General features: G+C 63.4%; 12 protein-coding genes. 3 read left to right on the top strand and 9 right to left on the bottom strand.

Features of this window, described 5'->3' with window-relative positions; genetic code table 11:
• Positions 1-5: 5 nt before the first annotated feature.
• From VMR39_RS21685 to VMR39_RS21665, 5 genes are all read right to left on the bottom strand, one after another.
• Entirely contained in the window at positions 6-1394 is a 1389-nt protein-coding gene (locus VMR39_RS21685; protein WP_325418995.1) for a TIGR03013 family XrtA/PEP-CTERM system glycosyltransferase, read from the bottom strand.
• A gap of 181 nt (positions 1395-1575) precedes the next feature.
• The gene (locus VMR39_RS21680) at positions 1576-1836 is read right to left on the bottom strand and encodes a hypothetical protein (RefSeq protein ID WP_325418993.1); all 261 of its coding nucleotides are present in this window, start codon (positions 1834-1836) and stop codon (positions 1576-1578) included.
• Positions 1837-1889: 53 nt separating this feature from the next.
• Positions 1890-2528 carry a sigma-70 family RNA polymerase sigma factor gene (locus VMR39_RS21675; RefSeq protein WP_325418991.1) on the bottom strand — a complete coding sequence of 213 codons (639 nt, stop codon included), beginning with the start codon at positions 2526-2528 and terminating at the stop codon, positions 1890-1892.
• 119 nt (positions 2529-2647) lie between these two features.
• The gene (locus VMR39_RS21670) at positions 2648-2779 is read right to left on the bottom strand and encodes a hypothetical protein (RefSeq protein ID WP_325418989.1); all 132 of its coding nucleotides are present in this window, start codon (positions 2777-2779) and stop codon (positions 2648-2650) included.
• A gap of 76 nt (positions 2780-2855) precedes the next feature.
• On the bottom strand, positions 2856-3647 hold the full coding sequence (locus tag VMR39_RS21665; RefSeq protein ID WP_325419048.1) for a response regulator: 792 nt from the start codon (positions 3645-3647) through the stop codon (positions 2856-2858).
• A 281-nt stretch (positions 3648-3928) separates the two neighbouring features.
• On the opposite strand from VMR39_RS21665, the gene VMR39_RS21660 reads away from it, so the two are divergent.
• Both VMR39_RS21660 and VMR39_RS21655 read left to right on the top strand, forming a co-directional pair.
• Positions 3929-4153 carry a NepR family anti-sigma factor gene (locus VMR39_RS21660; RefSeq protein ID WP_325418987.1) on the top strand — a complete coding sequence of 75 codons (225 nt, stop codon included), beginning with the start codon at positions 3929-3931 and terminating at the stop codon, positions 4151-4153.
• An 88-nt stretch (positions 4154-4241) separates the two neighbouring features.
• Positions 4242-5747, top strand: a complete 1506-nt coding sequence (locus VMR39_RS21655) for a sensor histidine kinase (RefSeq protein WP_325419046.1) — start codon at positions 4242-4244, stop codon at positions 5745-5747.
• Between the two features lie 3 nt (positions 5748-5750).
• On the opposite strand, the gene tgt is transcribed toward VMR39_RS21655, so the two are convergent.
• A complete protein-coding gene (gene tgt, locus VMR39_RS21650) occupies positions 5751-6881 on the bottom strand; it encodes a tRNA guanosine(34) transglycosylase Tgt (protein WP_325418985.1) in 1131 nt (376 codons plus the stop codon).
• Between the two features lie 58 nt (positions 6882-6939).
• Entirely contained in the window at positions 6940-7119 is a 180-nt protein-coding gene (locus tag VMR39_RS21645) for a hypothetical protein (protein ID WP_325418983.1), read from the bottom strand.
• Positions 7120-7355: 236 nt separating this feature from the next.
• On the opposite strand from VMR39_RS21645, the gene VMR39_RS21640 reads away from it, so the two are divergent.
• Complete coding sequence (locus VMR39_RS21640; protein ID WP_325418981.1) at positions 7356-8309, top strand: crotonase/enoyl-CoA hydratase family protein; 954 nt, start codon at positions 7356-7358, stop codon at positions 8307-8309.
• 3 nt (positions 8310-8312) lie between these two features.
• Here VMR39_RS21640 and VMR39_RS21635 read toward each other — a convergent pair whose 3' ends face one another.
• Both VMR39_RS21635 and VMR39_RS21630 read right to left on the bottom strand, forming a co-directional pair.
• Positions 8313-10295, bottom strand: coding sequence for a putative bifunctional diguanylate cyclase/phosphodiesterase (locus VMR39_RS21635; protein WP_414712572.1), 1983 nt, complete (start codon positions 10293-10295; stop codon positions 8313-8315).
• Positions 10296-10430: 135 nt separating this feature from the next.
• The coding region (locus VMR39_RS21630; RefSeq protein WP_414712571.1) for an L-glutamate gamma-semialdehyde dehydrogenase at positions 10431-12374 on the bottom strand (1944 nt) is incomplete at its 5' end.

Below are 12374 nucleotides of genomic sequence, written 5' to 3'. Positions count from 1 at the left end.
GCCCCTCAGCGCGCGCCGTCGGGCCAGAGGATGACCCGCACGGTCTGGAGGAGGATCAGCAAGTCCAGGAACGGCGTGTAATTCTTGGCATAATAGAGGTCATATTCGAGCTTGTGCCGGGCATCCTCGATCGACGCGCCATAGGGATAGTTGATCTGCGCCCAGCCGGTGATGCCCGGCTTCACCATATGGCGTTCGGCATAATAGCGCAGATGCTGTTCCAGATCCTCGACGAACTGACGCCGTTCGGGACGCGGGCCGACGAAGCTCATTTCGCCCTTCAGCACCGTCCAGGTCTGCGGGAGTTCGTCGATGCGCAGCTTCCGCAGCCAGTAGCCGAGGCGGGTGATGCGCGGATCGTCCTTTTCCGCCCAGACCGCCTGCCCGGCGACTTCGGCGTCCTGCCGCATGGTCCGCAGCTTCACGATCCAGAATTCCTGGCCATAGAGGCCGACGCGCTGCTGGCGGTAAAAGGCGCCTCCTTTGCTATCGAGCTTCACGAGGATAGCCGCGAGCAGGATGATCGGGCCGGTCAGTGCCAGCAGGATCAGGCTGGCGACAATGTCGAACAGCCGCTTGGCGATGCTGGACAGGCGGCGACCGGCGGAAAAACCATCGGAGAAGATCAGCCAGCTGGGATTGACGCTGGCAAGGTCGACGCGGCCCGTCTCCCGCTCCAGGAAGCTGGAGAGGTCGTTCACATGAACCCCGGTCGTCTTGATGCGCAGCAGGTCAGACATGGGGATGGCATTGCGCCGCTCCTCCAGCGCCAGCACAACCTCGCTGGCGTTCAGGCGGACGACGAAGTCGGAAAGATTATAGACGGCGTTGCGGTTGATCGCTTCCTCTACCACCTGCGCGCCATCGTTCATCGCGATATAGCCGACGACGAGGAAGCCCGAACCGCGCTTGCGCTCAAGTTCGCGGATCCGGTCGGCGCGACTGCCTGCACCCAGCACCACCAGCCGGCGCTTGAACGCTTCGCCCCCCAGCATCGAGCCGAGCAGCAGCCGTACCAGCAACAACAATGAAAGCGACAGGCCCATGGCGTAAAGCGAGTTCGACCGCCACAGGGTCATGCCCGGCAACAGGAAATAGAGGATCGACAGGAAGATCACGCCCAGCGACACGGCGACGAGCAGGCGCGCCACGGCGAAGCGGATCGACTGGAGGGCTTCGGGACCATAGACGCCGACGGCGATCATCGCAGTCTGTATGGCGACCGCAAAGCTGAGCAGCGGGCCGGTGCGCGTGACGACATGGTCGATGCCCATGCCGATCTGGTGCGCGCGTAATATCCAGCCCGCCTCCGCCGCCGCGATCAGCAGCATGAAGTCCAGCAGCCCCAGCAGCAATACGGCATGCGGCACATAATGTTTGAACAGCCTGATCATCGTCGCGCTTTTTTTCCCGCTGCCTTCCGACCACGGATCCCCAAATGGCGCCGGATCGCGCCTTACAGATAAGTGTAAGGAAATCCGACGCCGCGCATCCTGTCCGAAAATGACGAAGAAAGTCTGAATCAGCCGATAAGGCTATGGAAAAAGCCGAAGAGGGCGCGCCGCGCCAAGTGTGTCAGTTCCGGTTACGTAACGCGTCCGCGGCGTTTTTCGCGGCATCGCCCACCACGGCCGCAGCATTGTCCACAATGCCCGCCGCCTCGGTAATTTTCTCGGCACGACGATCCTCTCGCCGATCATTGGTAAGGTAGAAGAAGGCGATAGCAAGGATGAGGGCCAGCGCCACCAACGCGAAGACCACACTGCTTCCGTTCGAGCGCATCGGCGGCTCTTCCACCGGCGGCGGCTCCTTTGGGGCCAGGGGGTCTTCGTCCATGTCGCTACCCTTCTGCTGCGACAACGACGCGCATTTATCAGGCGTTCGGGTCGTCAGTCATCTTCACTGGAATGGCTTTGGGCGCCGCGGCTCAGCCGGTCGACATCCTCCATGATCTCGTCAAGCACCGCCGTATCGGTGGTTTCCTGGCTCCGGCGCGAGGGGAGATCGCCACTTTCCAATATCTGTTCCAGCGCAGCGCGGCCGCGCGCGACGCGGCTCTTGATCGTGCCGACGGCGACGCCGCAAATTTCCGCCGCTTCTTCATAGGCGAAACCGCCCGCGCCGACCAGAATCAATGCCTCGCGCTGCGGCTGGGGCAATTGCAGTAGCGCCCGCTGCATGTCGCTGAGTTCGACATGCTTGTCCTGGCCGGCCGGGGCGGCAAGGATGCGGTCCGCCGTCAGATCGTCCCAATCGCCGCGAAAGCGCGAACGGCGCATCTGCGAGAGATAATGGTTCCGCAGGATGATGAAGGTCCAGGCCCGCATATTGGTGCCAGCCTGAAAGCGGGCGCGCGCAGCCCACGCCTTCAAGAGGGTTTCCTGCACAAGATCATCCGCTACGTCGCGATTACCCGACAGGGAGCGTCCAAATGCGCGAAGATGAGGAATGACTGCCGCCAGTTCGCGCTTGAAATCCGCGTCCGACAGGGCGGCTCGTTCCTCAACGCCGCCAACGTCTTCATCCATGGGAACAACCCCCGTGCTGGCTGTCGCCCTCGTCGCATGAATCGACGTCGTCAAAGCCATAAGTGCGCCCGTATCCTAAACCGTTTATCGTCAAAACCTAGTGCCCTGTTACCGCCCTGTTACATCCAGAGCAGGGCCAGCATCACGATGACGATGAGAGCCAGCGAAATAGCCAACACATATCGTACGACATGCTCCTTGGAGCCTGCGCTCGCCCTTTCGGCCGTGATATGTTGCTCATGGTCAACCATGGCACGTCTCCCGATCGTTACGCTTCATTAACGCGAGCGTGGACCGGGAGTTCCGTCCCGTCGTGCAAAAGGCGGGTCAGGCGGGTGCCGTCGCCTCGTCGAAGAAGAGCGCCTGCGAAATTGCCGCCTTCACGGTCGAGCGCTGGAACGGTTTGGTGATAAGGAAAGTCGGCTCGGGCCGCTCGCCCGTCAGCAGACGTTCGGGGAAGGCGGTGATGAAGATCACCGGTACAGAGATTTCGGCAAGGATATCCTTCACTGCGTCGATCCCGCTCGAATCATCGGCGAGCTGGATGTCGGCGAGAACAAGGCCGGGCCGTTCGGCCATGGCTTCGCGCACCGCATCCTCACGCGTGACCGCGATGGCGGTGACTTCGTGGCCGAGGTCGCGCACGATCGTCTCGATATCCATTGCAATGATCGGCTCGTCCTCGATGATGAGAACCTTGGCGCGGGTCTGCGCCTCGATCTCGGTCAGGGCTTCCTCGACCAACGCCTCGACATCGGCGCTATCCAGATTGATGAGATAGGCGACATCGTCGACCGCGAAACCTTCCAAAGCCGTCAGCAGCAGCGCCTGACGCGGCAGCGGCGTCAGACGGCCGAGGCGCGCCTGCGCGATCGCTTCGCGACCGTCGCCCGCCGTCAAAGGCACATCGTCCAGATGCGAAGATGACCAGATGGCGTGGAAGGTCTTGTAAAGGCCAAGACGCGGATCGATGTCGGACGGGAACTCCTCCGGCGCGGCCACGATTGCCTCCAGAGTCGCGCGGACATAGGCGTCACCATGGGCCTGGCTGCCCGTCAACGCACGGGAATAGCGCCGCAGGAACGGCAGATGGGGGTGGAGTTTCTGTCCAAGCGACATCGTCAAATCTTCTCCCTGCCTGAAAAACAGGCCAACAACCTCCGACCGTTGGTCAGAGGAGAAAAGGATGGAATGTCGATGCCATAATGGCAAGCCCCGCCCCCTTCTCCCCGCCTCGCGGCCGGCAGCGTCAAAAAAACGCTTCCTGCATCGGAACCATCAAAGCGCAAAATTGTTTCGCAGCCATATGGTTTTTTCGACGATATCGTGAAATTCGCAATTATTGCGGGGGACGATGAATTGACGTTCCGCACGAATCCCGCGAATACGGGCAGGCCGGCGTGATTGAGATTGCTTCAAAGGGGCAGATTTTGGTTTCTTCAACAACGGAACGACGGTCAGCGGGAGCAAGCGAGAAAGGCGCGAAATCGCCTTCGCGCAAGACGCGCGCTGCCAAAACCAAAGAAGAAGGCCAGGTGTCCCAGGTTCTGCGCACAGTCTATCAGCGCGCAGTGGATGAGGATATTCCTGCCGAAATGCTGGACCTTCTGAGCAAATTGGATTGACGTCGTCATGGCCGGGGGCAGCCTTTCTCCGGCGGCCCGGTCGCTGACGGAACCGCTTTCACATTTTTTCCGCTCTACCGGCGTCAAGATGTTCCTCATCCTGACGCTTGCTCTTTTGCCGCTCGGACTGATCGCGTTGATCGCCTCTCTCCAGGCAATCCGCACCGCCGATCTGGAAAAGGAAGCACTGCTGCGGGTCGCCGTGACGCAGAGCGCGCGGAAGATGACCGCCGACCTCCAGTCCGACCGCACGGCGCTGCAACTGGCGATCAACAATGTCACCACCGCCGGCCCGCGCATATGCGACCGCCTGGACCTGTTCCTGACATCGAACGATGCGGAGGGCGGCCTCTATTATATCTACGACCGATCGGGCCGCAGGATATGCGGATCAAGACGGGAAGAGCCGGTGGGCCTGGACGAGCGCGAGCGCTTTTCGGGGCCGACCGCGCAGATCCTGACCGACATCCCCTATCTGGTGACGCGCATCAAAAGCCGGGACGAGAGGCTGGTCGGGCTCGTCTATTATTCGCGCCAGCATCTGGAAAGCGTGGCCGATCCGGCCACGGCGCTTCAGAACCGGCAGCTGGGCCTTCGTCAGGGTGACAGGCAACTGATCATCAGCCGGCCCGGTGCGGCGCTGGAATATGGACACAAGACCAGCCTGTCGGCGCGGATCGATCCACCCGACATCGTGCTGACCATGACCGTAAGTGATCCGCCTGCGACGCTGGCGCGCACCCTTTCCCTCTTCCTTCCGCTGGTCATGTGGTTCGCCGCCGCCGCCGTTGGCTGGTTCGTGGTCAATCGCCTGCTCATTCGGCCACTGGTGCTGCTGCGGCGCACGGTGGCGAGCTATCAGCCCGGCGAGGTGCTGGAGCCGATGCGCCGGCTGCGCACGCCCGCGCAGGAAATTCTCGCGCTGGGCGAGACATTCCGGGAGATCAGCGAGGACGTTGCCACCCATGAAGCCGAAATGGCCGAAGGGCTGGATACGCAACGGAAGCTGACCCGCGAAGTGCATCATCGGGTCAAGAACAACCTCCAGATCATCGCCAGCCTGATCAACCTCCACGCTCGGTCCGCTCATGATCCCGAGGCGGTCGAAGCCTATGCATCAATCCAGCGACGGGTCGATGCGCTGTCAGTGGTGCATCGCAATCATTTCGCCGAACTGGAGGAGAATCGCGGCGTCGGCATGCGTCCACTGATAAGCGAACTATCTGCCAGCCTGCGCGGCACCGCCCCCGCCGAAGCCCGCCGCTTCGGCATACAGATCGACAGCGACGACCTGCATATCAGCCAGGACGTGGCCGTGCCGGTCGCTTTCCTGGTGACGGAGCTGGTCGAATTGGCGATGCGCCTCGACCCGCAGGGACGGATGCGGATTTCAGTGCAGTTGCAGGCGGACGCCGAAAATCGCGCCGTGCTGGAGGTCCGGTCGGCTGGCCTGCGGGAGTCCGAGGCGATGACCGACCTTCTGGACGATCGTTATCGCCGCGTGCTGACCGGCCTGTCGCGCCAGTTGCGCGCGCCGCTCGACCATGATGGCGAGACCGGCTGCTTCGCCATCGCCATCACCATCATCCCCTGACCGTCAGACCCGTTTATAGTCGCGACGAAAATCGGCGGTGAAGCGGGTCAGCGTGCCGGCGGCGATATTGTCGCGCAGCCCCTGCATCAGTTCCTGGTAGAAATGGATGTTGTGCTGGGTCATCAGCATCGCGCCCAGCATTTCACCGGCCTTGACCAGATGATGGAGATAAGCACGGCTCCAGGTCGCGCAGACCGGACAGCCGCAGCGCGGGTCGAGCGGCCCCAGATCCTCGTTGAACTTGGCGTTGCGGATGTTGAGCGGGCCTGCCCAGGTGAAGGCCTGCCCGTTGCGGCCCGAACGGGTCGGCAGCACGCAGTCGAACATGTCGATGCCACGTTCCACCGCGCCGACGATGTCGTCGGGCTTGCCGACGCCCATCAGGTAGCGCGGCTTGTCTTGTGGCAGCATGTCGAGCGCGAAGTCGAGCGTCGCGAACATCGCTTCCTGCCCCTCGCCCACCGCGAGGCCGCCCACGGCATAGCCATCGAAGCCGACCTCGATCAGCTTTTCCGCCGAGATGCGGCGCAGCCCTTCGTCCAGCGACCCTTGCTGGATGCCGAACAGGGCGGCGCGCTCGGCATGATCGCCGCCCGCGTCGAAGGCGTCGCGCGAGCGCTTGGCCCAACGCATCGATCGCTCCATCGACTTGGCGGCTTCGTCATGGGTGCAGCCATTCTTGGTGCATTCGTCGAAGGCCATCACGATATCGCTGTCGAGCAGGCGCTGGATTTCCATCGAGCGCTCCGGGGTCAACATATGCTTCGACCCGTCGATATGGCTGGAGAAGGCCACGCCTTCTTCGCTCATCCTGGTGAGGGCGGACAGGCTCATTACCTGATAGCCGCCGCTATCGGTCAGGACCGGACGGTCCCAGCCCATGAAGCCGTGCAGGCCGCCCAGTCGCGCCATACGCTCTGCGCCAGGACGCAGCATCAGGTGATAGGTGTTGCCCAGGATGATGTCTGCGCCGGTCGCGCGCACTTCGGCGGGGCGCATCGCCTTGACCGTGGCGGCGGTGCCCACGGGCATGAAGGCGGGAGTACGGATTTCGCCGCGGCGCATCTGGATCGCGCCGGTGCGCGCCTTGCCGTCGGTGGCGCTGATCGAGAAAGAAAAACGAGACTTGGTCATCGCCGCGCTCTACGAGCGAACGGCCGTGCGCACAAGGATCGCCGGTCAGCCGCCGCGATCAGGCGGCCCGACGCACGCCGTCAAACAAGGCCATGGCATCGATGTTGAAGCCTTCCACCCGGCGATAGGGTCCGATGAAGCGAAGGCAATCGGCGGACAGGCGTAGCGGCCATGGCTCCCCCTGCTCGTCATGCAGGGCGAGAGTGACGCTGGGCGATTCAGGGCGCGGCTCAATCATGCCGATGAGAATAAATAAGGAAGGTTAACAAAGCCCTGAGCCACCCCTTAGCCAAAGGATCGGAAAATTTATGTGGCATTCGCGCCACATTATCCCCGCAGCGGACCGGTTTCGGGCGACCTCCTTGCAACAGTTGCCAAGAAAAATGGTTAACGCCCTGTCAATAAATAGCCGGTTGGCTGCATCTTGGGGGCGAGCCTGATCTCTTCATTACGGATAGAAAATTGGGGGCGCAGATGATTGATTCAGGACGGTTTAATCCGTCAAGAGACGAGGCCGAGGCCGTATCTGACGAGGGTTTCGACGACGACCCGGACCATGGCCAAGCTTACGTTACGGAAACAACCGTTGACGAAACGATCAGCCGGTCGACCCTGTTCGACCTTGGCCAGATCGATGTCCGGTGGGATGAGGAACTGGCGACGCTCTGGGCGTTCATGACCCCAACGGAACGACCCAATTCCAACATGGGCCTGATTCGCGACACGATGGCGTGGCAGCGCGAAAGCCGCCGCGTGTTCGGGGACAAGGGCGGGATGCTGAAGTTCATGGTGCTGGGATCGCGCTTTCCCGGCGTGTTCAACCTGGGCGGCGACCTGGAAATGTTCGCCGAATGCATCCAGCGCCGCGACCGCGATACGCTGCTTAAATATGGCGTCGCCTGCTGCGAGATCGTCGAGCGGATCTGGCACTGCAATGACATGAACATCATCAACATCGGCCTGGCACAGGGCGATGCGCTTGGTGGCGGGCTGGAAGCGCTGATGTGCTTCGACGTCATCATCGCCGAACGACAGGCGCGGTTCGGGCTGCCCGAAGTGCTGTTCGGCCTCTTCCCTGGCATGGGTGCCTATTCGATCCTGCAACGGCGGGTCGGGCCGGTGCTGGCGCGGCAGATGATTGCGGACGGGCGCATCTACACCGCCGACGAGATGTTCGAGATGGGCATCGTCACGCAGGTGGTCGACACCGGGGACGGCGAAGCGGCGACGGCGCGCTGGATCAAGGACCATATGGCGCATCATGCGGGTTATGTCGGCATCAGCCGCGCCGGGCGACGGGTCAATCCGATGACGCTGACCGAACTGACCGACATTGTCGAGATGTGGACCGAGACGGCTCTGTCGCTTTCGGACCGCGATCTGCGGATGATGCGGCGACTGGCCGCGGCGCAGACCCGGCTGCGCTAAAGGCTAGGCGCGGCGGCGGCGCGTCTGGACGATCGGGTCCGGACGCTCCGCTCCTTCGAGTGGACCTGCGGCGATCATCTCGGCGATCCGCTCGCTCGTGACGGGGCGGCTGAACAGATAGCCCTGCACATTGGTGAAGCCGGCATCGCGCGCATGACGAAGCTGATCCTGCGTCTCGATCCCTTCGGCCACCGTATCCATCGACAGGTCGCGCGCCAGATTGCCGATGGCATGGACGATCGCGCGGTCCTCGGCGTTGGCGCTGACACCGGCCATGAAGCTCTGGTCGACCTTCAGAGTGTCGAAGCGATAGGAGCGAAGATAGGAAAGCGACGAATAGCCGGTACCGAAATCGTCGAGCGCCAGCCGAAGGCCGATCCGCTGCAACTCGCGCAGGATGGAATTGGTCTGCCCGCTATCGTCCAGGAAGATGGATTCGGTGACTTCCAGTTCCAGCCGACGCGCGGAAATGCCGGTTTCCAGCAAGGCCGCGATAACATGGCCGGGCAGTTCGGGCGACTTGAGCGAGGCAGGCGAAATGTTGATGGCGATCCGGACTTCGCCGGGCCAGGAGGCCGCGGCGATACAAGCCTGACGCAGCACCCAGCCGGTCATCGCCTCGATCATGCCGATATTTTCGGCGATCGGAATGAATTCCGACGGCGGGATGGCGCCCAGCACGGGATGGTCCCAGCGCAACAGCGCCTCGCAGGCGTCGATCTTGCCACCGGCGAGGTCCACGATTGGCTGGAACAGCAGCTTGAGTTCACCGGCATCGAGCGCGCGACGCAGGCCCGTCTCGATCTCGTGGATGCGGTTGAACCGCTCCTTGAGCGACCAGTTGAAACTGGCGGAGCGATTGCGCCCCTCCCCCTTGGCTTCGTAAAGCGCCAGGTCGGCATGCTGCATCAGTTCGTCCATGTCGCGGCCATCCTGCGGCGCGACGGCGTAACCGATGGAGGCGGTCACCTGGAGATGATTTTCGCCCAGGTCGAAGCCATGGGCGAAATAGTCGATCAGTTCCTGCGCGATGCCCGCCGCCGTCACCCTGTCCGTGTCGGGACAGATGATGACGAATTCGTCGCCGCCGAAGCGGGCGATCTTGCCACGTTCCTGCACGACTTCATTGAGCCGGTACGCGACCGCGCGCAGCAGCTGGTCGCCGACCATATGGCCTAGCGAGTCGTTGATCTCCTTGAACCGGTCGAGGTCCATCCAGAGGATCGCGACGGCGTCGTTGCGCTTTTCGCTGCTCTGAAAAATGTCGCGCAGTCGCATCTGCATCGCCATGCGATTTTCCAGGCCGGTGAGGCTGTCGAAGCGGGCGAGCTTCTCGAACTTCTCGGCCAGCAACGACTTGTCGCGCTTCCCGAGCAGCGCCTGGACGACGATGCGGTGCGTAGTCGAGCTGATTTCGGCGAGGCCGAGCACCATCATCACCATTGCGACCGACAGGACGCGATAGCCCGTGGAGCCTTCCAGCCAGAGGCCCGTGGCGGTCGGCAGCAGGGTCAGGCAGACCTGCCCTATGGCGATTTGCACACGGCCCGCATTGCGGCCGGAAATACCGCCAGCATAGCCCGTCGCCATCGACACGGTCAGCATGTGGATGACGCTGTTGCCTGAGCCCACCAGCGAGACGAAGGCCATCAACCCCAGCAGCCCGGCATAGACCCAGGCGCCCAGTTCATAGGCCAGTTCCCAGCCGCGCGAGGCGACGGCGGTGCCACGAACCAGCTGGCGATGGAAGAAGACGGCGGAGATGACGCGCAGCGTCGCAACGAGGCAGAGCAGCGCGACCACGCCATGGATCGCTGCTCCGCTGGACAGGCTGACCACGACCAACCCGACAGCCACACCGGTCACTGCCCCGATGGTCAGGGACGCCGGCGAGGCATAAAGAGATTCGATAAGGCTGCGACGCACGTCCGCATCCTGGGTCGGCCGCTGCGCCCGCTTTTCCAGCAATGTTTTCAAGGCGCGCAAAATGGGCAGGTCTCCAATTCCTGCCGGTCTTCGCATTTTCCCTTTATTTTTTCGTTAACCGCGACGACTGGACGAAAATGTATCGTTGGGCACGAGAGTCATATCGATAAGGAAATGATACCCATTTCCCTAACGTCATCCGATCATCATCAGGCTGGCATTGCCGCCAGCCGCCGTGGTGTTCACCGAAGTGGACTGTTCCTCCAGCAGCCAGTCGAGGCAATAGCCATGACCATGATCGTCGGCATGGACCGACACGATAGGGCCGGGCAGATCGGCGACGCACTGAGCAGTCGCAGCGATCTTGGCGGCGTCGCCCTCGACCAGGGCGGCGGCATAATGGCCGGTGGCATCGGTGCTGAAACATGCGGCGACGTCGGCCGGCAGGCCGGGCGGGATGGTCATGCCCTGCACCACGCCATGATTGCCAGTGGCAAGTATGGCGGCCATCTGGCGGAACAGCCCCTGACGGGTCGCCGGGCGCAGCAGGACGCGACCGCGCGGATGCAGGGCGTAGAGGTTGCGCTCCCCCACCGGACCGGGCAGCGCCAGTTCGACACCCAGCGCGGACGCATCGCCGGTACGGCGGGCCTGCGCAGCGGCCTCCCCTTCGCCCTGCTGGTCCAGCCAGTCGGCGAAGGCATGGAGCGGCGAGCGCAGATGGCTGACGCGCGCGGCAAAGACCGGCGGCGTCGCGACCAGACGGCCAAGATAAAGCGGCCCGCCCGCCTTGGGACCGGTGCCCGACAAGCCGCAGCCGCCGAAGGGCTGCACCCCCACGATCGCGCCGATCACGTTGCGGTTCACATAGATATTGCCGACCTTCACCCGGCTCGTCACGCGGGCGACGGTTTCGTCGAGGCGGGTGTGCAGGCCGAAGGTCAGGCCGTAGCCGGTGGCGTTGATCTGATCGACGAGCGCATCCAGCCGGTCGCGCCGGAAGCGCAGGACATGGAGAACGGGGCCGAAGATTTCGCGGCTGAGGTCAGCGATGGAGTCGATCTCGATGATCGTCGGCGGCACGAAGGTACCGTGGGCAGCTTCTTCGGGCAGCGGGCTTTGTTCGACCTTGCGACCAAGCGCCTTCATCGCGTCGATATGCTTGGCGATGCCATCACGCGCGTCGGCGGTGATGACCGGGCCGATATCGACCTTCAGCGCGTCGGTGCGACCGATGCTGAGCTGCGCCAGCGCGCCCTTGAGCATCGTCAGCGTGCGATCGGCGACATCCTCCTGAAGGCAGAGGATCCGCAGCGCCGAACAGCGCTGGCCGGCGCTGTCGAAGGCGGAGGCGATAACGTCGGCCACCACCTGTTCGGCAAGCGCCGACGAATCCACGATCATGGCATTCTGGCCGCCGGTCTCGGCGATCAGCGGAATGGGCCGCCCCGTCGGCGAAAGCCGCGTCGCCAGCTGGCGCTGGATCAGGCGGGCGACTTCGGTCGATCCGGTGAACATGACGGCGGCGGTTTCGGGCGCGGCGACGAGCGCCGCACCGATCCGGCCTTCGCCGGGCAGAAGTTGCAGAGCATCGGCAGGCACGCCCGCTTCATGGAGCAGACGGACGGCTTCGGCTGCGATCAGCGGGGTTTCCTCGGCCGGCTTGGCGAGGACGGGATTGCCCGCGACGAGGGCTGCGGCAACCTGTCCGGTAAAAATGGCGAGCGGGAAATTCCACGGGCTGATGCAGGTGACGGGACCAAGCGCCTGCTGCGCCGGGCCGAAGGTCGTGCGCGCCTGCGCGGCATAATAGCGCAGGAAATCGATCGCCTCGCGTACTTCGGCGATGGCGTTGGGCAGCGACTTGCCGGCTTCGCGGACGATGAGGCCGAGCAGGATCGGCATGCGTGTCTGCATCGCATCGGCGGCACGGTCCAGCGCGGCGGCGCGGTCGGCGACGGGACTGTTCGGCCAGAGCGAGGCGCGCGGCACGCGAGCGGCGGCTGGCCGGGCTGCCGCCTGAACGGGCCAAGCCGCCGCGCAATCTGTCACGCCACGAGCGCCGCGCCCGCGTCTGGCTGCGCCGCCTGGGCGCAAAGGCCTGCCTGCTGAGCTGGCTGCCCGTGGTGGGCGATCCGC

Origin of the sequence: Sphingobium sp. (genome assembly GCF_035511395.1) — a bacterium.
In the GTDB taxonomy this organism is placed as follows: domain Bacteria; phylum Pseudomonadota; class Alphaproteobacteria; order Sphingomonadales; family Sphingomonadaceae; genus Sphingobium.
Note: the sequence above shows the minus strand (reverse complement) of the source record. Positions and strands in the feature narration are given on the sequence as shown.